The following is a 24,420-nucleotide window of genomic DNA, read 5'->3' as shown; positions in this document are numbered from 1 at the left end:
GGCGGGACGCCGGCGGTTCAGCTCGTCCAGGGCAGCCGGACGCCCTCCAGCTCGGGATCGGCCAGCACCGCCTCGACCAGCGCGGCCGGACCGACGATCTTCGTCCCCCACAGGTCCCAGTCGCAGTACACGATCCAGGACCGGTCCTCCGGCCACAGGTTGGACGGGCAGCTGTTCATGGACGGGTGGTCGTACAGCGGGCCCGCGTCCCCGAGCCGCCCGACGAGCACGGTGTCCTCCTCCCACTCGTTCGTCACGAGCGGGCAGTAGTACGCCAGGCAGCGGGTCCCCGCGCCCGACGGCGTGTACCGCAGCAGCACCCCGATCAGCCGCTGCCAGCTCTCCCGGTCCAGGCAGCCCTCGGCGGGCGGCCGGATCGCCGCCGACCAGCTCCCCGCCGGGTGCGCCTGCCGCAGGCAGCGGTTCCCCGGCAGCTTCCCCTCCGGGACGACCGGCTCCCCGAAACCGCGCGCCAGCTCCCGCCACCGCAGCCGCCGCCACCCCTCCCCCGGATGCCCCGTGCGCCCGAGGTCGGTGCCGGTGTCGATCGCGCCCTGCAGCAGCTCGCTGACGTCGCTCACCGGCTCCGGCAGCCGCGGCGCCCCCGTCAGCCCGGCCTCGGCCATCGACTTGTGGAGGTCGTCGTGCGTCGTGGTGACGAGCCCCTCCTCCCACGCGTACATCGCGTGCAGCACCCAAGCCGCGTCGGGACGGCGCGGCGGCTGGAACCCGCTGTACCCGTGCTCGGGATCGAGCTGCTCCAGCCAGCGGGCGGCCGCCCCCGGAACCCGGACCCATGCGTCCTCGACGTGCGCGTTCTCCATATCAGGCATCCTGTCACCCGGGGCCCGGACGCGGTACGCGCCCGGAGGCGCTATTTCCCCGGCCGTCGAGCAGCGTTCCCAGCCGCGCCGCCTGGATCTCCCAGCGCCACTCCCGCTCGACCCACGCGCGCCCCGCCGCGCCCATCGCGCGGGCCCGCGCGGGGTCGGCGAGGAGGTCCGCGACGGCGGCGGCGACCCGGGCGACCGACCGCCCCGGCACCACCGCGCCCGTCTCCCCGTCCAGGACGGCGTCGGGCGCGCCGCCCGAGTCGCCCGCCACGACCGGCAGCCCCGTCGCGGACGCCTCCAGGTACACGATGCCGAGCCCCTCGACGTCCAGGCCGCGGCGGCGGGTGCGGCACGGCATCGCGAAGACGTCGCCCGCGTCGTAGTGCGCGGGCAGCTCCTCCCACGGCACGCTCCCCGTGAAGACGACCGAGCGGGACACCCCGAGGGACGCCGCCAGCCGCTCCAGCTCGGCGCGGTACGGGCCGCCGCCCACCAGCAGCAGCGCCGCGTCCGGGACCCGCCGCAGCACCCGCGGCCACGCGTGGACCAGCGCGTCCTGCCCCTTGCGCGGCACCAGCCGCGACACGCACACCGCCACGGGGCGGCCCGCGAGCCCGTACCGGTCGCGGACGTCCGCGCCGCCCGCCCCCGCCCGGAACACCGTGTCGTCCACGCCCGGCGCCAGGTGCGCCATCCGCGCCGCCGCGGCCGGGCTCAGCGCCCGCGCCATCCGGGACCGCGTGTACTCCCCCAGGTACGTGAGGGCGTCGACGCCGTCCCCGATCCGGCCGAGCAGGGTCCGCGCGACGGGCAGCGCCGCCCAGCCGGCCTCGTGCCCGTGCGTGATGCCGACCAGCCGACGCGCGCCGCGCCGCCGCAGCGCCGGGGCCAGCAGCCCCAGCGGGGCCGCCGCGCCGAACACGACGGAGTCGCAGTCCTCGACGCGCAGCAGGTCCGCCGCCCGCCGCAGCACGCCCGGCTCCGGCAGCATCAGCGAGCCCGGATGGCGGACGACGGGGAACGGCTGCTCGGCGTCGAAGCGCGCGGCGCCCTCCCACGCGGGCGCGTACACCACCACCGAACCGGGCGGGCGGCGCAGCGCCAGGGCGTGCACGAACGCCTGGATGCCGCCGGGGCGGGGCGGGAAGTCATTGGTCACGACGAGGGTCTTGGTCATCGCTGCCAAGGATAGGGACGGCCGGGTCCCCGCACGTCACCGGCCGGGCGCCGCGCGGCGAAGGCGAGTCGCGACAAAAGCCGAGGGCCCGCCACCGGTCGTCCGGTGGCGGGCCCTCAGCGCTCAGCGGTGCCGCGGGGCGGCGGCCCGGCTACTTGGAGCTCTTGGACTCCTCGCCGCTCTCGACCTCGGCGTGGCCGCCGTGGCCGTTCTCCTCGTGGCCGTGCTCCTCGACGGGGATGTCGTCGATGTTCCACGCCCGGTTGAGGCGGGCGCGCAGGTGCCCGAGCGGCCCCTTGGCGGCCGGCGCGGGAATGCCCTGCGCGTCCTTCGTCGGCGCCGGCGGACGGGCGCTCTCCTTGGCGAGGAGCTTGGCGCGCTCCTCCTCCTTGGCGGGCTCGTGCCGCTCGGCGAACTTGCCCTCGGGCGACATCGTGATGATGCCGCTCTCCACGCCGTGCCCGAGGGTGTCGGCGTCCTTGCGCTGCAGGCCGAGGCAGATCCGCTTCGTGATGATGTACGCGAGCACCGGCCCGACGAAGATCGCGACCCGGAAGAACCACGTCGTGGCGAACAGCGACACGTGGAACTTCTCCGCGATGACGTCGTTCGCGCCGGCCAGCCAGAACATCCCGTAGAACGTGACGGCCGCCATGCCGATCCCGGTGCGGACCGGGGCGTTGCGCGGACGGTCGTTCACGTGGTGGCTGCGGCGGTCGCCGGTCACCCACTGCTCGATGAACGGCCACGCCATCGCGCCGCCGAACACGATGCCGAGGGGCAGCGCCGCCGGGATCAGGACGTTCCAGCTGATCGTGTGGCCCCACACGCTGGTCTCCCACCCCGGCATGAGCCGCAGCGAGCCTTCCAGGACGCCCATGTACCAGTCGGGCTGCGACCCGGCGGAGATCGCCCCCGGGTCGTACGGGCCGAACAGCCAGATCGGGTTGATCTGGAAGAACGCCCCCATCAGCGCCAGCACACCGAACGTGAACAGGAAGTAGGCGCCCGTCTTGGCCATGAAGACCGGGTAGAACGGGTAGCCGTACACCTGCTTCTCGGTCTGGTGCTTGACCGGCATCGCGGTGTGCTTCTGGTGCCACATGATCATCATGTGCGCGGTCACCAGGGCGAGGATGATGCCCGGGATCAGCAGGATGTGCAGCATGTAGAGCCGCGGGACGATGTCCGTGCCCGGGAACTCGCCGCCGAACAGGAACATGTACCCGTAGGTGCCGACCAGCGGGATCGCCTCGAGGACGCCCTGGGTGATCCGCAGACCGGTGCCCGACAGCAGGTCGTCCGGCAGCGAGTAGCCGAACAGGCCCTCCAGCATCCCCAGGATGAACATGGTGATGCCGATCAGCCAGTTCAGCTCGCGCGGCTTGCGGTACGCACCCGTGAAGAACACCCGCAGCATGTGCGCCAGGATCGACGCCATGAACAGGATCGCGGCCCAGTGGTGGATCTGCCGCATGAGCAGGCCGCCGCGGACGTCGAAGCTGATGTGCAGCGTCGAGGCGTATGCCTCGGACATCTTGACGCCCTGGAGCTGCTCGTACGAGCCGTGGTAGACGACCTCGACCATGCTCGGCTTGAACCAGAGCGTCAGGAACGTCCCGGTCAGCAGCAGGATGATGAACGAGTACAGGGCGATCTCGCCCAGCATGAACGACCAGTGGTCCGGGAAGACCTTCTTGACGTTCCGCCTGAAGAAGCTCGTCGAGCCGAGGCGCTCGTCGATGAAGCCGAGCGAGCCCTCGATCGCCTTCGGAGCCGTCGTGTCGCTCATCCGCGCTCCCAGAAGCTCGGGCCGACGGGCTCGGGGAAGTCGCTCGTCGCGATGATGTACCCATCCTCGACGCTGAGCGGCAGCTGCGGCAGCGGCCGCGCGGCCGGGCCGAAGACCACCTTCGCCGCGTCCGTGGCGTCGAAGGTCGACTGGTGGCACGGGCACAGGATGTGGTGCGTCGTCTGCTCGTACAGGGCCGCCGGGCAGCCGACGTGCGTGCAGACCTTCGAGTACGCGACGATCCCGTTGACGTGCCAGTTCTCCCGGCCCTCGGCGGGCTTGAAGTCGCCCGCCGGCACGTTGATCAGGATGGTGACGGCCTTGGCGACCTCGGTGAGCACGTCGTGTTCGTCGACCTGCTCCTCGAGGCCCTCGGGCAGCACCGTGATCATCGAGCCGGGCGTGGCGAAGTCACTGACCTTGAGGGGCTTGTGGGTGCCGTCCACCACCAGGCGGACGCCCTTCTTGCCCTCCTGCTTCGCCTTCTCCACGGCCGCGGCCCAGTGCGTGTGGCGCAGCCGCTTCTCCGGCAGCGGGCCGAGGTCGCGCAGCAGCACCAGCGGGGCCAAACCCAGCGGCGCGGCGGCCAGCAGCAGCGTCCGGCGCAGCAGCGGCCGCTTGGTGATGCCGCTGTCGGCGGCGCCCTCCAGGAAGTCCTGGGTGAACGCCGCGCGCGTCTCCGCGTCGCTGACCAGCTCGTGCCGCTCCTGCGTGATCGGCTTGCTGGTCATCAGGCGGCGCACCCAGAGGGTGACGCCCGCCGCCATCAGCAGGAACGCGGCGGCCATCGTGCCGCCCAGCCAGAAGTTCGACTCCTGGGCGCGCAGGATGCCGTGCATCCCGCCGTCGCGGCCGCTCCAGCCGATGTAGTACGCGATGAAGGCGACGCTCGCCGCGAACGCCAGCAGGAAGAGCAGGGCGACGACGCGCTCCGCGCGCCTGGCCGACTGCTCGTCCAGCTGCTCTCCGCTGCCCGCGGGCGCGGAGATGTCGTCCTCGGCGAGGAGCGCCTTGTCCCTCGCCGGGGACGGCGTGCCGATCACGCGTTCGCGCGGCCCGCCGGCCTCGCGCGGGCTCGGGGAGCCCGCGGTCTCCTTGTTGTCGTCGCTCATGACTTCTTCAGCTTCTTCGGCTTCTTCGCGGTGATCCACATGGCCGACAGCACCAGGAAGCCGATGCCGAACAGCCAGCCGGCCACGCCCTCGCTCACCGGGCCCATGCGGCCGAGGCCCCAGCCACCGGGGTTCGGCTCCTCACGGGTCTCGACCAGGTAGGCGATGATGGCCTGCTTGTCCTTCGGCGAGAGCGTGGTGTCGTTGAACACCGGCATCGCCTGCGGACCGGTCAGCATGGCCTCGTAGATCTGCGTGGGCGTGACGTCGCTCTTGGAGAGCGGCGGCGCGTACTTCCCGCCGGTGAGGGCGCCGCCCTGACCGGTGAAGTTGTGGCACTGGGCGCAGTTGGTGCGGAACAGCTTGCCGCCGAGCGCGGCGTCACCGCCCTCGGGGTCGGTGACCGACTCCGGCGGGATCGGCGGGCCGCCGCCCAGGGAGTCGACGTAGGCGATCAGGTCGTGGAGGTTGTCCTCCGCTTCGGCCTTGCGCTTCTCGGCTTCCTCGCGCTCCTTCGGATCCTCGTAGTCCGTCGAGATCGTCGTGTCGAACACGGGGATCGGGTCCTTGCGCGGGATCTGCGCCCCAGGGTTCATCGCGGGCATGCGGCCCGTGCTGACCTGGAAGTCGACGGAAGCCGCGCCGACCCCGATGAGGCTGGGAGCGATCCAGTTGCCCTCGGCGTCCTTGGTGCCCTCGCCGTTGAGCCCATGGCAGCTCGCGCAGTTCTTGTTGAACAGCTGCTGGCCATGCTCGATGTCCTCGGCGGTCTGGGCCTTGCCCGCCGCCGCCTGGGCGCGCTCGGTCTGCGGCGAGAAGCCGGCGTAGATGACGCCGATCGCCGCCAGGGCCGCCAGCACGACGGCGTAGCCCGCCCACGGGCGCCGTCGCCATGCGGTGAACCTTTTCACGGAAATCCCCGTTCGGGTCATGTCGTCTGGTAGGTCAGTCGGGTCGGGTCGTCACAGGTCGAGCAGGTAGATCGCGGCGAACAGGCCGATCCACACGACGTCGACGAAGTGCCAGTAGTAGGACACGACGATCGCGCTGGTGGCCTGCTCGTGCGTCCATCTCTTCGCGGCGTACGTCCGTCCGAGGACGAACAGGAACGCGATGAGGCCGCCGGTGACGTGCAACCCGTGGAAGCCGGTGGTCAGGTAGAAGACCGACCCGTAGGCGGAGGACGAAAGCGTCAGTCCCTCGTGCACCACGAGCTCGTAGTACTCGTATGCCTGTCCGGCGACGAAGTAGGCGCCCATGAGGAACGAGAGGACGTACCACTCGCGCAGGCCCCAGCGCCGGAAGTTCAGGAGGCTGCCGTCGCGGCCGACCTTCCCGGCCTCCGCCTTGAACACGCCCATCTGGCACGTCACGGACGACAGAACCAGGATGGTCGTGTTGATCGACGCCAGCGGCAGGCTGAGATGGGCGCCCGGCCAGGCGTCCTCCCCGGACTGGCCGATCGTCACGGAGCGGATCGTGAAGAACATCGCGAACAGCGCCGCGAAGAACATCAGCTCGGACGACAGCCAAACGATCGTCCCCACGCTGACCAGATTGGGACGGTTCGCCCGTGCGTGAGGTGTTGTCTCTATCGCGGATGCTGTCACGGGCAGCATTATTGCGCCCCCATCCCGTGAGTGACGCATGACCCCCCTCCTAGAGTTCCCGGGCGTGTTCGGGGAGGCCGTCCGACCGCCGAAAACCGGCCCGGGATCTCGTGCGCGCGCCCCGGAGCGGGTACCCTTCGTCGACATGAGCACCGCCCCGGAGAGCCCGATGAAGGTTCTCGTCTACAGCGACGACGCGAACACCCGCGCCCAGATCCGGACGGCGATCGGGCGCCGCCCCGCCGCGGACGTGCCGCGGGTCGAGTTCGTCGAGTGCGCGACCCAGCCCGCCGTGGTGCGGCGGCTCGACGAGGGCGGCATCGACGTCCTCGTGGTGGACGGCGAGGCGCAGCCCGCGGGCGGGCTCGGCGTGTGCCGCCAGGCCAAGGACGAGGTCTTCGACTGCCCTCCGGTCCTGGCGATCATCGCCCGGCGGGACGATGGCTGGCTCGCGACCTGGTCGCGCGCCGACGCCGTCGTGAGCCTGCCGCTGGACCCGATGGCCCTGGCGAACGCGCTCGCCGGCCTCATGCGCTGGCGCCTCGAGAACCGCCTTCCGGCCCTGTAACACCAGCTCGCCGGGGAGGCGGGGCGAAGCCCCGGCCCGACACCCCGGCCGGGAGCCGCACCGCGATCCCCCCGGTGACCGACCTCACCCTGGGGAGACATGGACGCGCGCACGACCTGGCCCGCTCTGCTCAACGCGCTGCTCGACGGCGAGTCGCTGACGAGCGAGGAGACGTCCTGGGCCATGAACACGATCATGGCCGGGGAGGCCACCGACGCGCAGATCGCGGGCTTCGCCGTCGCGATGCGCGCCAAGGGCGAGACCGTCGCGGAGGTCGCCGGGCTCGCCGAGGGCATGATGGACAACGCCACGCCGATCCACGTGCCGGGCCCCATCGCCGACCTGGTCGGGACCGGCGGCGACCGCGCCCACACGGTGAACGTGTCCACGATGGCGGCGGTGGTCGCGGCGGCGGCGGGCGTCACCGTCGTCAAGCACGGCAACCGGGCGGCGTCGTCGTCGTGCGGGTCCGCGGACCTGCTGGAGCACCTCGGCGTCGCCATCGACCTGTCCCCCGGGGCCACCGCCCGGGTGGTCGAGGAGACCGGCATCACCTTCTGCTTCGCGCCCCGGTTCCACCCCGCGCTGAAGTACGCCGGACGGACGCGCAGCGAGCTCGGCACCCCCACGGTGTTCAACTTCCTCGGCCCGCTGACGAACCCGGCGCGGCCGACCGCGCAGGCCGTCGGGGTGTTCCACCCGCGGATGGCGGGCGTCATCGCGGGCGTGTTCGCGGCGCGCGGCTGCTCCTCGCTGGTGTTCCGCGGCGACGACGGCCTGGACGAGCTGACCACCACGGGCACCTCGACGGTGTGGGTCGTCCGCGACGGCACGGCGACCGAGACGACGTTCGACCCGGCCGACCTCGGCATCCCGCGCGCCGTGCCGGACGACCTGCGCGGCGCCGACGCGGCGTTCAACGGGCGCGTCGCCCGGGACCTGTTCGCGGGCGCGGCCGGCCCGGTCCGCGACATGGTGCTGCTGAACGCGGCCGCGCTGATGACGGCCTACGACGGCGCGCCGCCCGCCGACGAGCTGACCGGGGCGCTCGGCGCCGCGTACGAGCGGGCCGGGCGCGCGATCGACTCGGGCGCGGCGAACGAGCTGCTGGAGCGCTGGGTCGAGGTGTCGCAGGGCCTGCGCGGCTGAGCGGTACGACCGAGCCGTCCGGCCCGCCTCCGGGCGGGCCGGGCCCTGCGCGTCCGGCGTCGGTCGGGTCAGTCTGCGTCGGGCAGGCCGAGGGAGAACGCGGCCTCGATGTCGTGCTTGGAGTAGGTGCGGAACGCGATGTGCGTCTCGGTGCCGACGACGCCGGGGACCTTGTTGAGCCGCCCGGGGATGACGTCGTTCAGCTCCTCGTGCCGCCGGACCCGGACCATCGCCATGAGGTCGCTGTCCCCGGTGACGGAGTAGACCTCGCTGACGCCGTCCAGCGCGGCGATCGCCTCGGCCACCTCGTGGATGCGCGCGACGTCGGCCTTGACGAACACGATCGCAGTGACCACTGCACCCTCCCCTGTTGCGTGACGACCCGACTCTATCGGGACGTTCCGCCGGCCGGACGCGGCGCCGGAGGCGGCGCCGGAGCGGCCGTCAGCCGCGGCTCAGCGCGGCGAACCGGCGGGCGGGGCCCGCGCGGCGCGCGAGGACGGCGAACAGCGCCCCCGCGACGAACCCGCAGATGTGCGCGGCGTACGCGACGTTGCTCTCCTGGCCGAGCGAGAGCCACTGCATGACGAACCAGTAGCCGAGCACGACCCACACCGGCAGCCGCATCACGATGACGGGCAGCACCCAGGTGACGACGCGGCCCCGCGGGTTGAGGATGACGTAGGCGCCCATCACCCCGGCGATGGCGCCGGACGCGCCGATGAGCGGCACCGTCGAGTCCGGCGAGGTGTAGGCGAAGCCGTAGACGGCGGCGAGCCCGAACACCAGGTAGGCGGCGAGGTACCGCCACCGTCCGAGGCGGTCCTCCAGGCCCATCCCGATGACGAACAGCGCGACGACGTTGCCGAGCAGGTGCAGCGCGTCCGAGTGGACGAACATCGAGGTGAACGCCGACGTCCAGGGGATCTTGCCGTGGTCGGAGGGGCCGCACTCGTACCGGACGTCCGTCGGCAGCGGCTGCCGCTCCCCCGTCGTCAGCTCCTTCGGCACCGCCCCGTACTCGTAGCTGAAGTGCGCGGCGTTGCACTCGCGGACCTCGCCGTCGCCGTACCAGGTGGCGAAGTTCGACATGGGGGTGAGCAGGAAGACCACGACGTTGGCCGCGACCAGCACGTACGTCACCCAGGGCACGCGGCGCGCGGGCTGGCTGTCGTAGAGCGGCAGTGCCATGTGCGGGTGGTCCCCCCGGGGTACGGACGATCACGTCACTCTAGCGGGGTCGGCGCGGGGGGCGCCGGGGCGCGGGCGCGAGCGCGCCGGGGGCGTGGTCGCCGTACGCGCGGTCGCGGACGGTCCGTTCGCTCACGACGCGGTCGAGGCGTTCGCGCTGCCCCTCGGCGCCGTGCGCCGGGCACGTCCACGTCCCGCCGACCTCGACCAGGCGGACGCCGGGCCGGTCGAGCCAGCGCAGCACGCACTCCATCTCCTCGGCGGTGGCGCCGGTGGACGGCGGCGCGCCGAGCGCGACGCCGCCGGGCGCGCCGCCGGACGGCGGGAACACCGTCTCGGCGGTGGCGATGAGCGCGTCGACGTAGGGGCGGGGGCGGGCCTGCGGCGGCACCGTTCCGGCGGCGGCGAGCCGCCCGTACCGGACGACCGACAGCTCCCAGCCGCCGTCGAACGCGGGCCGGGCCGCGACGAGCTCGGGCAGGCCGGCGAGCGCGGCGAGCCGCTGCCCGCGGGCGGCGGCCCGGACGAACGCGTGCAGCCGGTCGCGCTGCGCGGCGGCCTCCTCGTAGCGCAGCTCGGCGGCGAGCCGGTCGATGCGGACCCGCGCGGCGGCGACCACCGGGCGGACGTCGCCGCGCATGACGGCGCGGGCGGTGTCGGCGTGGGCGGCGTAGTCGGCGGCGGACTCGCGCCCCTCGCAGGGGGCGCCGCAGCGGCCCAGCTCGGCGAGGGCGCAGGAGCGGGCCCGTCCGGCGTCGATGAGGCGCGGGGTGAGCCGCTGGGTGCACTGCCGCAGCGGGACGGCCTCGTGCAGTGCGGCGCGCGCCTCTTCGGCCTGGTGGCGGGACGGGACGGGGCCGAGGTAGCAGGCGCCGTCGTCGCGGCACTCGCGGACGATGGACAGCCGGGGGAACGGCTCGTCGGTGAGCTTGAGCCAGATGGCCCGCTCGGGGAACTTCGACCGCTTGTTGTAGCGGGGCTTGTGCTCGGCGATGAGCCGCAGCTCCCGGACCTCGGCCTCCAGCCCGGTGGCGCACGGGATCGTCCGGACGTTCTCGGCGAGGCCGACCATCTCGCGGGCGCGGCGGCGGGTCTCCGAGCCGGTGAAGTAGCTGCGCACGCGGGAGCGCAGGTCGCCGCTCTTGCCGACGTACAGCACCTCGCCGGAGCCGTCCTCGAAGAGGTAGACGCCGGGGGCGCTCGGCACGCCGTCGGCGAGGTGGCGCTTGCGGCGCTGCTCGGGGGTGGGCGCCTTGGCGAAGCCGCGCATGTCCTCCAGCGAGGTGACGCCGAAGGAGCCGAGCCGCTCGATGAGGCCGTGCAGCACCTCGACGGTGGCGCGGGCGTCGGCGAGCGCGCGGTGCGTCGGCTCGGTGGCGGTGCGGAAGAACCGGGCGAGCGTGCCGAGCTTGCAGTTGGGCACCTCGTCGCGGGACAGGACGCGGCGCGCGAGGTCGACGGTGTCGACGACGGGGAAGGCGGGCCAGGCGCGCCCCTGCGCGGCGCACGCCGCCTTGAGGAACCCGATGTCGAAGGGCGCGTTGTGCGCGACGAGGACGGCGCCCTGCGCGAACTCCAGGAACGCGGGCAGCACCGAGTCCATCTTGGGCGCGGCCGTCACCATCGCGGTGGTGATGCCCGTCAGGGCGGTGATGAACGGGGGGACCGGGCCGCCGGGGTCGACCAGCGTGCCGAACTCGCCGAGCGGTTCGCCGCCGCGCACCTTCACGGCGCCGATCTCGGTGATGGCCGAGTCGGCCGCGGAACCGCCCGTGGTCTCGAGGTCGACCACGACGAAGGTCACCTCGGCCAGGGGCGTCCCGAGGTCGTCCAGGGTGCCCTGGACCCCGACGTCCGGCACATCGTTCCCGTGCGCAGTCGTCATGACGGCGACCGTAGAGGACGCCACCGACAGTCACCGAGGACGCCACCCGGGGGCGACCGTGCCGCTAGGGTGGCGGGGTCGGCCGGACGGGGGGACGCCGGTTAGGGTGCGGGGCGCCCGGGAAGACCTGTCTTTCCCGGAGAGCGCACCGGCGGAACCCCGGAAGGAGCGGGATCATCGACAGCGGGCCCGAAGAGCGGCTGGAGCGGCCGCTGCCCGAGGCGGTGCGGCACGGCGTGGTGGAGACGGCCGCCGACCTGCTCGGTGCGCTGCCGCCCGGTGAGGTTCCGATGCCGCTGCGCCGGTTCGCGCGGTTCGAGCGCCGCAAGCGCGCCAAGCTCGCCGGGCAGCACATCGCGGCGCTGCTGGAGAAGGACGCCGGCTTCCGGGCGAGCGTCGCGGGGCCGCTGCGCGCGGCGCAGCCCGAGCTGGCCGAGGCGGTCGAGGGCGGCGACGTCCCGCCCGCCGCCGACCCGGTGCGGGTGGCGATGCTGGGGTACCTGCTGCGGCCGCCCGGCTGGACGGCGCTCGTCGAGGCGGCGCGGGAGGAGTTGGAGCGGTCCGCGACGGCGTCGCAGGAGCAGGACGCCGAGCGGCGCGTCGCCGCGCTGAAGGAGGAGGTCGCGGCGGCCCGGACGGCCCGTTCCGGGGAGCTCGACAAGCTGCGGGCGGAGCTGCGCGGGGCGAAGGCGGAGGTCGCGGAGCTGCGCCGCAAGCTGCACGACGCGCGCGCGAAGGCGCGGGCCGCGCAGGAGCACGCCGCCGAGGTGACCGCCGACGCGGAGCGGGAGCTGACGGCCGCGCGGGAGCGCGCGGCGGCGTCCGACAAGGAGCTGCGCAAGCTGCGGTCGCGGGCGGAGCGGGCGGAGGCGGCGGCGGAGGCGGCGAAGCGCGCCGCCCGCGAGGGCCGCAACGTGGACGACGTCCGGCTGCGGATGCTGCTCGACGCGCTGCAGGACGCGGCGCAGGGCGTCCGGCGGGAGCTGGCGCTGCCGTCCACCATCGGGCGGCCGGCGGACGCGGTCGGCGGCATGGAGCCGGACACCCTGACGCACCGGACGCTGCCGGGGCGGGCGCTGTCGGACAGCGACCCGCAGTTGCTGGACCGGTTGCTGACGCTGCCGCAGGTGCATCTGGTGGTGGACGGCTACAACGTCACGAAGACGGGGTACGGGGAGCTGCCGCTGGCCGACCAGCGCAGCCGGCTGGTGTCGGGGCTCGGCGGGCTCGCGGCGCAGACCCGCGCCGAGGTGACGTGCGTGTTCGACGGCGCCGAGCTGGACGGGCCGGTGGCGATCGCCGCGCCGCGCGGCGTCCGGGTGAAGTTCAGCAGCCCGGGGCAGACGGCCGACGAGCTGATCGGCGAGCTGGTGCGGGCGGAGCCGCCGGGCCGGGCCGTGGTGGTGGTCTCGTCGGACCGCGAGGTGGCCGACGCGGCGCGGCGGGCGAATGCGCGGCCCTGCCCGTCGACGCTTCTGCTGCGGCGGCTCGGCCGTTCCTGAGTGAGAAATCTCCCAGGCCCGCGGGCCGGGACGCCGCCGCCTCCGGCGTTGTGTGATCTTGTGGTGACCAAAAGTGGGTGTTCGGCGGAGAAGGCAAGCAAATAGTGATGAACCGGTTGTGAGCGGTGTGGGGCCTCGCTACTGTCGTCGGCTGATTGTGTCGTCGACGAGAGGGGCTGATTTCGACCGTGACCGATGATCACATCGGGGAGCCCACGCGCCGCAAGGGCGGGCTCGGGACGGCGAGAGCGTTTCGCGGGCTGGCGGTCGCCGCCTGCCTCGCCGTGACGACCTCGCTGGTGTCCGCCCCGGTGGCGGCGCACGCCGACCCGCAGCCCACGGCCGCGGAGGCGCAGGAGAAGCTCGACGAACTGAACAAGAAGGTCGACCAGTACGTCGAGAAGTACAACGACATCGGTGAGAAGCTCAAGATCGCCAAGAAGAAGTACCAGGCGGCGAACAAGAGCGCGACCGAAGAGCAGGCGAAGTTCGAGGAGCAGCGCCGGACCGTCGCCCAGATGGCCGCCAACGCCTACAAGAAGGGCGGCGACGACGCCACGAACGTGGCGAGCTTCGCCAGCAGCGACGACCCGCAGGCGATCCTCGACCAGTCCGCGGTCTTCTCGCTGCTGTCGCGCGAGCGCAGCTCCGAGCTCACGCAGTTCATCGCCACCGCTCAGCGGCTCCGCCGGGAGCAGGCGGCGGCCAAGACCGCCTACGAGGAGGTCAAGGCCAAGTCCGACGAGATCAAGAAGCAGAAGGCCAAGGTCGAGAAGGAGATCGACAAGCAGCAGAAGCTTGTCCGCCGCCTCGGCGGCACGACCTCCTCCTCGAGCGGTTCGGGCAGCGTCGGCGGTACCTACAACGGTCCCGCCAGCGGCGCTGCGGGCACGGCGCTCGACTTCGCCTACGCCCAGCTCGGCAAGCCGTACGAGTACGGCGCCGAGGGCCCGAGCACCTACGACTGCTCCGGTCTCACCATGAAGGCGTGGGGCGCGGCGGGCGTGAGCATCACGCGCACCACGAACTCGCAGTGGGCCGCCACCAAGCGGGTCGCGAAGAGCGACCTGCAGCCCGGCGACCTGGTGTTCTTCAGCGGCCTCGGGCACGTGGGCATGTACGTCGGCAACGGCCAGATGATCCACGCGCCGCGTACCGGCAAGAACGTCGAGGTCGTGAGCATCACCTCGGGTTACTACCTGAACAACTACTACGGCGCCGGGCGCCCCTGACACACACCCCCGGGTGCCAGGAGCGCCCCGCGACGCGGGCCTCGGCCGAGGTCCCGGAGCGGGCGCCGGAGACGACGGACCAGGTCCTACCTGGTCCGTTGTCGTTTTAGTGGGGATTTGCCTCCGCTTGAAGCTTTGGTACGTTGTCCTCACTCGCGGCGCCCTCCAGACGCCGCGGCCCGCACGGCACATCCAGTGGTCGTGCGACGGGCGGCGCGCCCCACGCGCCGTCTCCCCCCTTCCGGCGGCACGCCCCACGTGTCGCCTCCCCCCGGCGGCACGTCCCCCGTGCCGCCCGCGGCACCGCGACGGTGCCGCGGCGGTCCCGCCGAGGCCCCGCCTCCGCGAGACCAGGCCGGCCACCCGCCCCGTGCGCACGCGGCAGCGTGCATGGAGCTGTCAGCGTTCCACGAGGTGAGGGCACGGCCCGGGCGGTTCCCCTGGACAGGGCCCGCCGTCATCACAACAGCAGCGCCGCTCGATCGCAGCGGCACGCCGAATCCGCCTCGCGCGGAGCCGGGGACCCATTCGCGTCGGAGTCCGGACCGTTCCGGACGGGCATTCCGACGCCGGGGTGAATCGGTCCGTCCCCTGGACACGTCCAGCGGACGGCCGTAGGGCCACTTCCCGCCCGAACCCGTCAGCTAACCCGGTAGGCGTCTGGAAGAAACGGAGTGTGAATTCTGTCCGACATCCCCTCAGAAATTCGTCGGGAGACGATTCTCGACGCGTCCCGCATGCCCTTTGACGGACATGTGAGGACCATCTAGCCGAAACGGCATTCCAGGGCGCGGCCGCCGGCCGACCGGCGGCCGCGCCCTCCGCCTCCCCGCGGGCACCGCGCCCCGGGAGGCCGACCATCCGCACCGGCGCGCCCGCCCCCGGGCGCGCCGCCGCCGAGTCCGCCGCGGCCGCGCACGGCCGCCCGCGGAGCCGGGGACCCACCAGTTCTTTCGGGGTGAATCGGCCTGCCCCCAGGCCGTAGGGCGGCTTCCACGCCCGAACCCGTCAGCTAACCCGGTAGGCGGAATGGAAGCCAAGGAGCAATCCCCGTGGCAGGCAAGCACCGGGCCGCCAGGCGACGCACGCCCGGCCCGTTCCCCCTTTCCAACCCCCTCCCCTCCGCCCTGCGGAGGTCCCCCCGGTCGTGGAGCGCCATTCCCCTCTCGTGGCGCACCACCGGCGGCGTCGTCGTCGGCGCGGCCGTCCTCGGCACCGCCGCGGCGACCGCGCAGGCGTCGGTCCTGCAGTTCGACTCCGGAACCGCCAAGACCGCGGCCGAGTTCGCGGTCGTGCAGGACGGCGGCGACCGGGGCTCCGGCGGCTCCGCGGCGTCCGACGACGCCGGGGAGCCCGGCGGAGACGACGCGGGCGCCGGTTCCGGCTCCGGGTCCGGCGGCGGCTCCGGCGACGCCGGGTCCGGCGCGTCCGGGGACGGCGGGTCGGAGGAGAAGAAGAAGAGCAAGCCCACCGCGCAGGACGCCATCGCGATGGCGGAGAAGCAGGTGGGCATCAAGGAGGACGCCAACGGCGAGACGAAGTTCAACGACTGGTACGTCGAATCGGAACGGTCCAAGAAGACGGTCGAGCGGGACGGCGGTTCCCTCGCCGGCTACAGCGACGCCGCCTGGTGCAGCATGTTCATCTCGTGGATCGGCTCCCAGATCGGGGCCGACGACCAGTTCGGGCACGACGCCTACACCGTCACGCACGCGCAGTGGTTCAAGGACGAGGGCCGCTGGGGCACCGAGCCCGAACCGGGCGCCATCGTCTTCTTCGACTGGGGCGGCAGCAGCTCCATCGACGCCATCGACCACGTCGGCATGGTGATCGAGAAGATCGACGACGGCACCGTCAAGACGGTGGAGGGCAACACCGACAGCGCCGTCAAGATCCGCGAGCGCTCGACCTCGACCATCGTCGGCTACGGCTACCCCGAGTACGCCGAGAAGTGACACGACCGGATTGACACCGTCCGGGCGGGTCCTCCGGGTACATGCGTCCGGGGGCACAGGTCCGGGTGCATAGGATCGCGCCCATGAAGGACGACCCCGCCCCGGACGGCGCGCGCGGCCCCGTCTCGCGCCGCAGGGTTCTCGCCCTCGGCGCGGGCGGGGCCGCGCTGCTCGCGGCGGGCGGCGCGGGCCTGCTCGGCGCCCGCTCCGGCGCGGCCGGCCCAGCCCCCGGCCGGACCGCGGACCGGACGGGCGACACGGCGCGGGCGGCGGGCCCGTTCGAGCCCGCGCGGGCCGCGGCCGTCCTCGCCCGCCGCGCCGAGGCGGTCCGGACCGGCGACCGCGCCGCGTTCCTCGCGACCGTCGCCGCCGCGCCCGAAGGGTTCCGCGACGCGGAGGCGCGCCGCTTCGACAACCTGCGCCGGCTCCCGCTCGGCCGCTGGCGCGAGGAGGTCGTCGACCCCCGCCTCGACGAGGACGGCGACGCGGTGGTCGTCCGCGTCGAGACCCGCTACCGGTTCCGCGGCTTCGACGACGGCGACGCCGCGCGCGTCCGCCAGCTGACGTTCGCGCCGCGCTCCGGCGCGTGGGCCGTGACCGGCGACGGCTCGGCCCGCGGGTTCGCCGACGACGCCGCGATCTGGGACGCCGGGCCGCTCGCCGTCGCCGCGGGCGCCGCGAGCCTCGTCATCGGCGACACGACCGGGCTGGACGGCCTCGCCGCGCTGCTCGACGCCGCGGTGCCGGCCGTCACCGACGTCGTCGGCACCGGCTGGGCGCGCCGCGCGGTGGCGCTCGCGCCCGCCGACCCCGCCCTGGCCGCGGAGCTCGCCGGGCCGGGGACGGACGTCGCGTCGTTCGCCGCCCTCGCCGCCGTCACCCCCGGCCCCGGCGGGAAGGGCGGGCGGGACCGCGTCGTCGTCTCGCCCGCGCCGTTCGGCCGCCTCAACGACCTCGGCCGCCGGGTCGTCCTCACGCACGAGCTGACCCACGTCGCGACCGGCGGCGCCCGCGACGACACGACCCCGCTGTGGCTCATCGAGGGGTTCGCCGACTACGTCGGGTACCGCGGCGCGGGCATCGGCGTCCGCGACGCCGCCGCCGAGCTGCGCCGCGAGGTGGCGGCCGGGCGGGTCCCCGCGGGACTGCCCGCGCCGGACGACTTCGCCGGCGACGCGCGGCGGCTGTCGCAGGCGTACCAGGAGTCCTGGCTCGCCTGCCGGATGATCGCGGAGCGGTACGGTGAGGCGACGCTCGTCCGGCTCTACCGGGCCGCCGGGCGCACCCCCCTGGAGACCGCGCTGCGCGAGGAGCTGGGCCTCGCCCCGGACCGCTTCACCGCGCGGTGGCGCGCCTACCTGACGAAGGAGCTCACGTGAGCCAGCAGGACGGGCGGCTGCGGCGCCCCCGGATCGCCGCGACCGTCGCCGCCGCCGCGCTGTTCGCCGCGGTCGGGACCGTCCTGGCGCTGACCACCCCGTGGAACCCGCTGCCCGGCCCGGTCCCCGGCGGCCGCACGGCCCCCGACCCGGCCGCGGACCACTCCCCCGCCGAGATCGCCCGCAGCGCCGCGTTCGACTCCGCGCTCAACCCGCCCGCGTACGCGGGGCTCGCCGCCGGGCTCGCGGTGGTGCTCCTGCTCGGCCTGACGCCGCTGGGCGCGCGGCTCATCCGGTTCGCGACGGCGCGCGTGCCGCGCCGCCCGCTGCGCGTCCTCGTCGCCGCCGCGGCGGTGACGACGCTGCTGTGGCTCGCCGGACTGCCGTTCGACGTCTGGGGCGAGACGGTGCTGCGCGACTACGGGCTCTCCACGCAGAGCTGGCCCGCGTGGTTCGCGGACGAGCTGAAGTCGCTCGGCCTCACGTGGGTCGTCTACGGCCTCGTACTGCTGCTCCTGTACGCGGCGGTGCGCCGCTTCCCCCGCTACTGGTGGACGGGCGCCGCCGCCGGCGGCTTCACGCTCGTCGTCGCGGCGTCGTTCGCGTACCCGGTGGTGGTGGAGCCGGTCTTCAACCGGTTCCACTCGCTGCCCGAGGGGCGGCTGCGCACCGACCTGCTGGCGATGGCCGAACGCGACGGCGTCCCGGTCGAGGACGTCCTCGTCGCGGACGCGTCCCGCCGGACGACCTCGCTGAACGCCTACGTGTCCGGGTTCGGCTCGACGCGCCGGATCGTCCTGTACGACACGCTGCTGGAGTCGCCGCCGGAGCGGGTGGAGTCCATCGTCGGGCACGAGCTCGGCCACGCCGACGACGGGGACGTGCTGTGGGGGACGCTCGTGGGGGCGCTCGCCGTCGCGGGCGGCGTGTGCCTGCTGTACCCGCTGATGACGTCGCCGCGGCTGCTGCGCCGCGCCGGGGTCGTCCCGCGCGGCGGAAGCGCCCCCGAAGCGGCCACCGGCGCGGACGAGAGCACCGGCGCCGACGCCACCGCGGGCGCCGCCGCGCGGGGCGGCGGGGCCGCGGACCCGCGGTCGGTCGCGCTCGTCGTGGCGCTGCTGGCGGTCGCGATGCAGCTCGCCGCCCCCGTGCAGAACCTCGTCAGCCGCCGGATCGAGGCGCGGGCGGACGTCCACGCCCTCGACCTCACCCGGGACCCGGCGACGTTCGTGTCGATGCAGCACGAGCTGACGGTGCGCAACATCTCCGACCTGAGCCCGAACCCCGTCGAGCGGTTCCTGTGGATGTCGCACCCGGCGGGACCCGAGCGGATCGCGATGGCGCGCGACTGGGCGCGCCTGCACGGCGTCCGGGTCCCGCCGCCGCGGTCCGGCGGCTGACCCGGTCAGCTCCCGGCCGGCTGCCCGGCGGGCCGGTCGGCCTGCGCCGCCAGGTTCGCCGGATCGGCGTTCGGCCCGATCTTCACGGACCGCTTCAGCGCGCCGCCCTTCACCCACTTCTTCCAGTCCATCTGCCAGTAGCTCCACCCGTTGTAGGGCTCCAGCTCCCGGTCGGTGCCGGTGACAACGATCGGGTCGCCGCGCATCGTCATCTCGTAGAACCACTCGGCGTTGGACGGGCTCACGTTGATGCAGCCGTGGCTGACGTTCGAGCTCCCCTGGCTGCCGACGGACCAGGGCGCGCTGTGCACGTACTCGCCGCTGTCGGAGATGCGCACGGCGTCGTCCACGACGAGGCTGTACCCGCCCGCGCTGCCCGGTGCGATCCCCATCCACGAGGACGTCATCGTGACGGGGTCGTCCTTCTGCATCGCCAGGTGGATGCCGTTGGTGGTGGTGAACCTGCGCTCCGACCCGTCGCCCATGCTGGTCGGGATCGTGCGCACCTTCTTGCCGTTGACCTTCACGACCATCTTGTGGGAGTCCTCGTCGGCGGTGCTGACCTGGGAGTCCCCGACGGTGAAGGCGATGCGCTGGTTCTTGCCGCCGTAGACGCCCTTGCTCGTGCTCACCCCGGCCAGGTGCGCCTGGAACGTCACCTTGGTCTGCGCGGGCCAGTACTGCTTCGGCCGGAAGACGACCTGCTCGTCGTCGACCCAGTGCCAGGCGCCCTCGACGGGCTTGCTCGCGCGCACCACCAGCGCCCGCTCGACCGCGGCCTTGTTCTCGACCGGCTCCTCGAAGTTCATGATGATCGGGATGCCGACGCCGACGGTCTCCCCGTCGAACGGCGCCCCGAGCGTCATCGGGTTCGTCTTCTCCGCCGCCGCGGTGGTGAACTCGCTCCGCACCGTCCGGCTCCGCCCGTCCTCGCCGAGCGCCGTGGCGGCGACCGTGTACGTCTTCCCGGGCATGAGCGCCCAGCGGGACCGCCACGCCGTCCCGTCCTCGGTCAGGCTCCCGTCGACGGCCGTCCCGCCGGTCGTCACCTTCACGTCGGCGATCGTGCCGCGCTCCGCCCGGACGGCGATCGGCGCGTCCGGCGCCACCGTCCCGCCCTGGCGCGGCGACACCGTGAGCTCGACGGACCGCGCCGTCGTCTCGTCCTGGGCCGTGCATCCCGCGGCCGCCGCCGCGCCGACGCCGACGAGCAGCGCGACGGCCCGCCGTCCCCGGTCCCTCGGTCCTGAGCAACGAAACCGCACTGGTGGACCCCCCGGTCGTCCCTGGGCGCCCATTTCGTCCGCTCCGGCCCGGTCGCTGGAGCGACGCCCAGTATGTGAAAGGGCCGGTACCCGGGAAATTCCGGATACCGGCCCTTCATGGGCGGTTTTTACCGATCAGTGGGCGAAATGACCCCGGTAGTACTCGAAGACCAGGCCGATCACCGACATGAGGATGGCGACCGTACCGATGATCACGAGCCACCAGCCGAACACCAGGCCCAGCGTGATCGCCGCGGCCGAGAGGCCGATGTACAGCGGCCACCAGCTGTGCGGGCTGAAGAAGCCCAGCTCGCCGGCCGCGTCCGCGATCTCACCCTCCGGGTCGTCCTCGTACAGCGGGCCCGCGTTGGCCCGCTCGAGGCGCCGCACCGTGAAGTGGATGTAGAAGCCGATCAGGCCGGCGAGGCCGACGGACAGCGCGAGCGCGGTCGTCCCCGTCCAGTCGTTCGACCAGTACCAGTACACGACGTCGGTGATGAGGAAGAAGATGGCGCATCCGTAGAACATGAACGCCTGAACGCGCATCGGTCAGTCTCCCTTCGAGACGGCCGAGCCGCCGGACGCGCCGGCCAGTTCGCCCTTCGCGCCCACATGCGGGTGGTGCAGGTCGAACGCGGGCCGCTCGGACCGGATCTTCGGGATCGAGTTGAAGTTGTGCCGCGGCGGCGGGCACGACGTCGCCCACTCCAGGGACGCGCCGTAGCCCCACGGGTCGTCCACCTCGACGCGCTTGCCCTTCTTCCACGTGATGTAGACGTTGTAGAAGAACGGGAGCAGCGAGGCGCCGAGGATGAACGAGAAGATCGTCGAGACCACGTTCAGTCCCTCGAACTCGGCCGCGTAGTCGGCGTACCGGCGGGGCATGCCCGCGGCGCCCAGCCAGTGCTGGACCAGGAAGGTGCCGTGGAAGCCGATGAACAGCAGCCAGAAGTGCACCTTGCCGAGGCGGTCGTTCAGCATCTTGCCGGTCCACTTCGGCCACCAGAAGTAGAAGCCCGCGAACATCGCGAACACCACGGTGCCGAACACGACGTAGTGGAAGTGCGCCACCACGAAGTAGGAGTCGGACAGCTGGAAGTCCATCGGCGGCGACGCGAGGATGACGCCGGTCAGGCCGCCGAACAGGAACGTGACGAGGAAGCCGAGAGACCACAGCATCGGTGACTCGAACGTTAGTTGGCCTCTCCATATCGTTCCGATCCAGTTGAAGAACTTCACGCCTGTCGGCACGGCGATGAGGAACGTCATGAAGGAGAAGAACGGCAGGAGCACCTGGCCGGTCACGTACATGTGGTGCGCCCAGACCGTGATGGAAAGGCCCGCGATGCTGATGGTGGCGAACACCAGGCCGATGTAGCCGAAGACCGGCTTACGGCTGAACACCGGGAGGATCTCCGTCACGATCCCGAAGAAGGGCAAGGCGATGATGTACACCTCTGGATGCCCGAAGAACCAGAAGAGGTGCTGCCACAGCAGCGCACCGCCGTGCGACGCGTCGAACACGTGCGCGCCGAACTTCCGGTCGGCCTCCAGGGCGAGCAGCGCGGCGGCCAGCACCGGGAACGCGAGCAGGACCAGGATGGAGGTCAGCAGGACGTTCCAGGTGAAGATCGGCATCCGGAACATGGTCATGCCCGGCGCGCGCATGCACAGGATCGTGGTGATGAAGTTGACCGCGCCCATGATGGTGCCGAAGCCCGACATCGCCAGGCCGAGCACCCACATGTCGCCGCCGATGCCCGGCGAGCGGACCGCGTTCGACAGCGGGGCGTAGGCGAACCAGCCGAAGCTGGCGGCGCCGTTCGGGGTCAGGAACCCCGCGAGGACGATCAGGCTGCCGAACAGGAACAGCCAGTACGCCAGCATGTTCATGCGCGGGAACGCGACGTCCGGCGCGCCGATCTGCAGCGGCATCACCACGTTGGCGAAGCCGGCGAACAGCGGTGTCGCGAACATCAGCAGCATGATCGTGCCATGCATGGTGAACAGCTGGTTGAACTGCTCGTTGCTGACGACCTGGAGCCCCGGCTTGTACAGCTCGGCGCGCATGACCAGGGCGAGCACGCCGCCGATCAGGAACATGAAGAACGACGTGATCAGGTAGAGGTAGCCGATCGTCTTGTGGTCGGTGGACGACATCCACGAGGCGATGATCCGCCCCTTGCTCGTCCGCGACGCGGAGACCGGCGCGCTCGGTGCCTTGCTGATCGTCGTCAATTGGCACCCCCCGCGGCTTGGGTCGACGCGGCCTGCTTCTTGGCCTTGGCGTCGGCGATGAACTTGTCGTACTGCTCCGGCGTGACGACCTTGAGCTGGAACAGCATCCGGCTGTGGTCGACACCGCAGAGTTCGGCGCAGCGGCCCTCATAGGTGCCGAGCTTGTTCGCGGTGAACTCGAACTCGTTGGTGTAGCCCGGCATGACGTCCTTCTTGTAGATCATCGCCGGGACCCAGAACGAGTGGATGACGTCGTTGGCGTGCAGCCGGACGCGGATCTTCTCGTTCGCCGGGACCGTCATGACGGGCTTGGCGGGCGCCGGGCCGTTCGGGGCGACCGGCTGGCCGACCACGGTGGCGACGCTCTTCCCGTTCTCGACGTAGTCGAACTGCCAGCTCCACTGGAACGCCGTGACGTCGACGACGACGTCCGGATCGTCGGTGGTCTTCTCGACGAAGTTCTGATCGCGCGCCGTGAAGTAGAACAGGACCGCGATGATGACGAACGGGACCGCCGTGTAGAGGATCTCGATCGGCATGTTGTAGCGGACCTGCGGCGGCAGGTCGTCGGAACGCTTGCGGTGGAACACCACAGCCCAGATGATCAGGCCCCAGACCACGGCCCCGACGGCGAACGCCGCGATCCAGGAGCCCTGCCAGAGCCTCAGCATGCGTTCGCCCTGGATGCTGATCGGCTCGGGCATGCCGAGGCGGGCCGCCTCACCGCTGCACGCGGTGGCGGTCAGCGCCAGCAGCCCTAGCGCGCCGGCGCTTGTGATTGCGCGGCGACTGCGCACAGGCGTACGCCGCTCCCTAGAGCGGGTCGGACTCACGGAATGCCTTCCCCACGGATGAAGCCCGGTCGGCCGGGCGGTGTAGATCTGCTGTTACACGTGCGTTGGACACCCTAGCGCGAGGGTCGCGCGCACCCCCGATCGGGTGCCCGGTTAGTGTTCCGCCATGGCCGGAAGCAGCGGCTACCTCGACGCCGCCTCCACCGAACCGCCGCACCCCGCGGCGCGTGCCGCGCTGCTGGAAGCGCTCGATTCGGCCTGGGCCGACCCCGCGCGTCTCTACGGTACGGCGCGCGGCACCCGCATCCTGCTCGACCGCGCCCGCGCGCGTGTCGCGGGGGTGCTCGGCGTCCGGGCCGACGAGGTGTCGTTCACGTCGTCCGGCACGCAGGCCGTCCACCTGGCCGTCCTCGGCGGGCTGCGCGCGCGGCGGCGGGTCGGCTCCCACCTGGTGGTGAGCGCCGTCGAGCACTCCAGCGTCCTGCACGCCGCCGAACTGCACGAGCGGGACGGCGGCGAGGTGACGGTCGTCGGCGTCGACCGCGCCGGGCGCGTCGACCCCGCCGAGTTCGCGGCGGCGCTGCGCCCGGACACCGCGCTGGCGTGCCTCCAGTCGGCCAACCACGAGGTCGGCACGCTGCAGCCGCTCGCCGAGGCCGCCGAGCACTGCCGGGCGGCGCGCGTCCCGCTGTGCACCGACGCGGCGCAGTCGCTCGGGCGCGCGGACGTCCCGCCGGGCTGGTCGCTGCTGGCGGGCAGCGCGCACAAGTGGGGCGGGCCCGCCGGGGTTGGGGTGCTCGTGATCCGCAAGGGGACGCGGTGGCGCTCCCCGCTGCCGGACGACGAGCGCGGGGCGCGCCGCGTCCCGGGGTTCGAGAACGTGCCCGGGGCGGTCGCCGCCGCCGCGGCGCTGAAGGCGCGGCACGTGGACATGGCGGCGGACGCGGCGCGGCTGTCGGCGCTCGTGGAGCGGATCCGGGCCGAGGTCGCGCGGACCGTCCCGGACGTCGAGGTGGTCGGCGACCCGGTCCGGCGGCTGCCCCACCTGGTCACTTTCTCCTGCCTGTACGTGGAGGGCGAGGCGCTGCTCACCGAACTGGACCGGCTGGGTTTCGCGGTTTCGTCGGGGAGCTCGTGCACGGCGGATACGCTGCGTCCCAGTCATGTGCTGGAGGCGATGGGAGTGCTGACCCATGGGAACGTGCGGGTGTCGCTGCCCCGTGACGTCGAGGCGGCGGACGTCGAGCGCTTCCTGTCGGTGCTCCCCGGCACCGTCGCCCGGCTCCGCGGCGACCTGGGAGTGACGCTGCCGTGACCCGCCCCGCGACTCCTTCCCCC

At 72.7% G+C, this 24,420-nt stretch carries 21 protein-coding genes and 2 riboswitches; of the genes, 8 read left to right on the top strand and 13 right to left on the bottom strand.

Going from position 1 to position 24,420, the window contains the following annotated elements; all coding sequences use genetic code 11:
- Positions 1-17 precede the first annotated feature (17 nt).
- The 6 genes from DMH08_RS22430 to ctaE form a co-directional block, all read right to left on the bottom strand.
- The gene (locus tag DMH08_RS22430) at positions 18-824 is read right to left on the bottom strand and encodes a hypothetical protein (RefSeq protein ID WP_051301521.1); all 807 of its coding nucleotides are present in this window, start codon (positions 822-824) and stop codon (positions 18-20) included.
- Between the two features lie 13 nt (positions 825-837).
- Positions 838-2,010: a glycosyltransferase family 4 protein gene (locus DMH08_RS22425; RefSeq protein ID WP_125617494.1), complete on the bottom strand. Its 1,173-nt coding sequence runs from the start codon at positions 2,008-2,010 to the stop codon at positions 838-840.
- A gap of 151 nt (positions 2,011-2,161) precedes the next feature.
- Entirely contained in the window at positions 2,162-3,802 is a 1,641-nt protein-coding gene (qcrB, locus tag DMH08_RS22420) for a cytochrome bc1 complex cytochrome b subunit (RefSeq protein ID WP_026405716.1), read from the bottom strand.
- Complete coding sequence (qcrA, locus tag DMH08_RS22415; protein ID WP_125617492.1) at positions 3,799-4,914, bottom strand: cytochrome bc1 complex Rieske iron-sulfur subunit; 1,116 nt, start codon at positions 4,912-4,914, stop codon at positions 3,799-3,801. The genes qcrB and qcrA overlap by 4 nt, the downstream gene beginning before the upstream one ends.
- Positions 4,911-5,825 carry a cytochrome bc1 complex diheme cytochrome c subunit gene (qcrC, locus tag DMH08_RS22410; RefSeq protein WP_026405714.1) on the bottom strand — a complete coding sequence of 305 codons (915 nt, stop codon included), beginning with the start codon at positions 5,823-5,825 and terminating at the stop codon, positions 4,911-4,913. The genes qcrA and qcrC overlap by 4 nt, the downstream gene beginning before the upstream one ends.
- Positions 5,826-5,876: 51 nt before the next feature.
- Positions 5,877-6,533, bottom strand: a complete 657-nt coding sequence (gene ctaE / locus DMH08_RS22405) for an aa3-type cytochrome oxidase subunit III (RefSeq protein ID WP_325052939.1) — start codon at positions 6,531-6,533, stop codon at positions 5,877-5,879.
- Positions 6,534-6,669: 136 nt separating this feature from the next.
- On the opposite strand from ctaE, the gene DMH08_RS22400 reads away from it, so the two are divergent.
- Positions 6,670-7,092, top strand: a complete 423-nt coding sequence (locus DMH08_RS22400; protein WP_026405712.1) for a response regulator transcription factor — start codon at positions 6,670-6,672, stop codon at positions 7,090-7,092.
- A gap of 99 nt (positions 7,093-7,191) precedes the next feature.
- On the top strand, positions 7,192-8,241 hold the full coding sequence (gene trpD / locus DMH08_RS22395) for an anthranilate phosphoribosyltransferase (protein WP_125617489.1): 1,050 nt from the start codon (positions 7,192-7,194) through the stop codon (positions 8,239-8,241).
- 68 nt (positions 8,242-8,309) lie between these two features.
- On the opposite strand, the gene DMH08_RS22390 is transcribed toward trpD, so the two are convergent.
- From DMH08_RS22390 to DMH08_RS22380, 3 genes are all read right to left on the bottom strand, one after another.
- Positions 8,310-8,597 (bottom strand): Lrp/AsnC family transcriptional regulator, encoded by a 288-nt coding sequence (locus tag DMH08_RS22390; protein ID WP_026405710.1) that lies wholly within the window; start codon positions 8,595-8,597, stop codon positions 8,310-8,312.
- Between the two features lie 88 nt (positions 8,598-8,685).
- Positions 8,686-9,432, bottom strand: a complete 747-nt coding sequence (locus tag DMH08_RS22385) for a rhomboid family intramembrane serine protease (protein ID WP_026405709.1) — start codon at positions 9,430-9,432, stop codon at positions 8,686-8,688.
- A 40-nt stretch (positions 9,433-9,472) separates the two neighbouring features.
- Positions 9,473-11,317 carry a DEDD exonuclease domain-containing protein gene (locus DMH08_RS22380; protein WP_125617488.1) on the bottom strand — a complete coding sequence of 615 codons (1,845 nt, stop codon included), beginning with the start codon at positions 11,315-11,317 and terminating at the stop codon, positions 9,473-9,475.
- Positions 11,318-11,553: 236 nt separating this feature from the next.
- On the opposite strand from DMH08_RS22380, the gene DMH08_RS22375 reads away from it, so the two are divergent.
- The 5 genes from DMH08_RS22375 to DMH08_RS22355 all read left to right on the top strand — a co-directional run bounded on the left by DMH08_RS22375 (position 11,554) and on the right by DMH08_RS22355 (position 18,785).
- Complete coding sequence (locus DMH08_RS22375; RefSeq protein WP_233617740.1) at positions 11,554-12,819, top strand: NYN domain-containing protein; 1,266 nt, start codon at positions 11,554-11,556, stop codon at positions 12,817-12,819.
- A 188-nt stretch (positions 12,820-13,007) separates the two neighbouring features.
- Positions 13,008-14,051, top strand: a complete 1,044-nt coding sequence (locus DMH08_RS22370; protein ID WP_233617739.1) for a C40 family peptidase — start codon at positions 13,008-13,010, stop codon at positions 14,049-14,051.
- 483 nt (positions 14,052-14,534) lie between these two features.
- Positions 14,535-14,725, top strand: a riboswitch (cyclic di-AMP (ydaO/yuaA leader).
- 238 nt (positions 14,726-14,963) lie between these two features.
- A riboswitch (cyclic di-AMP (ydaO/yuaA leader) is annotated at positions 14,964-15,092 on the top strand.
- 11 nt (positions 15,093-15,103) lie between these two features.
- Positions 15,104-16,006: a CHAP domain-containing protein gene (locus DMH08_RS22365; protein ID WP_051301518.1), complete on the top strand. Its 903-nt coding sequence runs from the start codon at positions 15,104-15,106 to the stop codon at positions 16,004-16,006.
- 83 nt (positions 16,007-16,089) lie between these two features.
- Positions 16,090-17,385 carry a hypothetical protein gene (locus DMH08_RS22360; RefSeq protein WP_125617486.1) on the top strand — a complete coding sequence of 432 codons (1,296 nt, stop codon included), beginning with the start codon at positions 16,090-16,092 and terminating at the stop codon, positions 17,383-17,385.
- Entirely contained in the window at positions 17,382-18,785 is a 1,404-nt protein-coding gene (locus tag DMH08_RS22355; RefSeq protein ID WP_125617484.1) for a M48 family metallopeptidase, read from the top strand. The genes DMH08_RS22360 and DMH08_RS22355 overlap by 4 nt, the downstream gene beginning before the upstream one ends.
- A 5-nt stretch (positions 18,786-18,790) precedes the next feature.
- Here DMH08_RS22355 and DMH08_RS22350 read toward each other — a convergent pair whose 3' ends face one another.
- The 4 genes from DMH08_RS22350 to ctaC all read right to left on the bottom strand — a co-directional run bounded on the left by DMH08_RS22350 (position 18,791) and on the right by ctaC (position 23,085).
- The gene (locus tag DMH08_RS22350; protein WP_233617738.1) at positions 18,791-20,050 is read right to left on the bottom strand and encodes a L,D-transpeptidase; all 1,260 of its coding nucleotides are present in this window, start codon (positions 20,048-20,050) and stop codon (positions 18,791-18,793) included.
- Positions 20,051-20,185: 135 nt separating this feature from the next.
- Positions 20,186-20,596: a cytochrome c oxidase subunit 4 gene (locus DMH08_RS22345; protein ID WP_026405705.1), complete on the bottom strand. Its 411-nt coding sequence runs from the start codon at positions 20,594-20,596 to the stop codon at positions 20,186-20,188.
- Positions 20,597-20,599: 3 nt separating this feature from the next.
- Positions 20,600-22,288 (bottom strand): aa3-type cytochrome oxidase subunit I, encoded by a 1,689-nt coding sequence (gene ctaD / locus DMH08_RS22340; protein ID WP_026405704.1) that lies wholly within the window; start codon positions 22,286-22,288, stop codon positions 20,600-20,602.
- Positions 22,285-23,085 (bottom strand): aa3-type cytochrome oxidase subunit II, encoded by an 801-nt coding sequence (gene ctaC / locus DMH08_RS22335; protein ID WP_051301516.1) that lies wholly within the window; start codon positions 23,083-23,085, stop codon positions 22,285-22,287. The genes ctaD and ctaC overlap by 4 nt, the downstream gene beginning before the upstream one ends.
- A gap of 163 nt (positions 23,086-23,248) precedes the next feature.
- On the opposite strand from ctaC, the gene DMH08_RS22330 reads away from it, so the two are divergent.
- Complete coding sequence (locus tag DMH08_RS22330) at positions 23,249-24,397, top strand: cysteine desulfurase family protein (RefSeq protein WP_125617480.1); 1,149 nt, start codon at positions 23,249-23,251, stop codon at positions 24,395-24,397.
- Positions 24,398-24,420: the final 23 nt, after the last annotated feature.

This window comes from Actinomadura sp. WAC 06369, assembly GCF_003947565.1.
GTDB lineage: Bacteria > Actinomycetota > Actinomycetes > Streptosporangiales > Streptosporangiaceae > Spirillospora > Spirillospora rifamycini.
Note: the sequence above shows the minus strand (reverse complement) of the source record. Positions and strands in the feature narration are given on the sequence as shown.

Excerpts from the sequence above, each read along its gene's own strand:
- DMH08_RS22425 (WP_125617494.1), bottom strand. The coding sequence starts at position 2,010 with ATGACCAAGACCCTCGTCGTGACCAATGACTTCCCGCCCCGCCCCGGC.
- qcrA (WP_125617492.1), bottom strand. The coding sequence starts at position 4,914 with ATGAGCGACGACAACAAGGAGACCGCGGGCTCCCCGAGCCCGCGCGAG.
- DMH08_RS22360 (WP_125617486.1), top strand. The coding sequence starts at position 16,090 with ATGAAGGACGACCCCGCCCCGGACGGCGCGCGCGGCCCCGTCTCGCGC.
- trpD (WP_125617489.1), top strand. The coding sequence starts at position 7,192 with ATGGACGCGCGCACGACCTGGCCCGCTCTGCTCAACGCGCTGCTCGAC.
- DMH08_RS22345 (WP_026405705.1), bottom strand. The coding sequence starts at position 20,596 with ATGCGCGTTCAGGCGTTCATGTTCTACGGATGCGCCATCTTCTTCCTC.
- DMH08_RS22380 (WP_125617488.1), bottom strand. The coding sequence starts at position 11,317 with ATGACGACTGCGCACGGGAACGATGTGCCGGACGTCGGGGTCCAGGGC.
- DMH08_RS22400 (WP_026405712.1), top strand. The coding sequence starts at position 6,670 with ATGAGCACCGCCCCGGAGAGCCCGATGAAGGTTCTCGTCTACAGCGAC.
- DMH08_RS22385 (WP_026405709.1), bottom strand. The coding sequence starts at position 9,432 with ATGGCACTGCCGCTCTACGACAGCCAGCCCGCGCGCCGCGTGCCCTGG.
- DMH08_RS22430 (WP_051301521.1), bottom strand. The coding sequence starts at position 824 with ATGGAGAACGCGCACGTCGAGGACGCATGGGTCCGGGTTCCGGGGGCG.
- ctaE (WP_325052939.1), bottom strand. The coding sequence starts at position 6,533 with ATGCTGCCCGTGACAGCATCCGCGATAGAGACAACACCTCACGCACGG.
- qcrB (WP_026405716.1), bottom strand. The coding sequence starts at position 3,802 with ATGAGCGACACGACGGCTCCGAAGGCGATCGAGGGCTCGCTCGGCTTC.
- DMH08_RS22330 (WP_125617480.1), top strand. The coding sequence starts at position 23,249 with ATGGCCGGAAGCAGCGGCTACCTCGACGCCGCCTCCACCGAACCGCCG.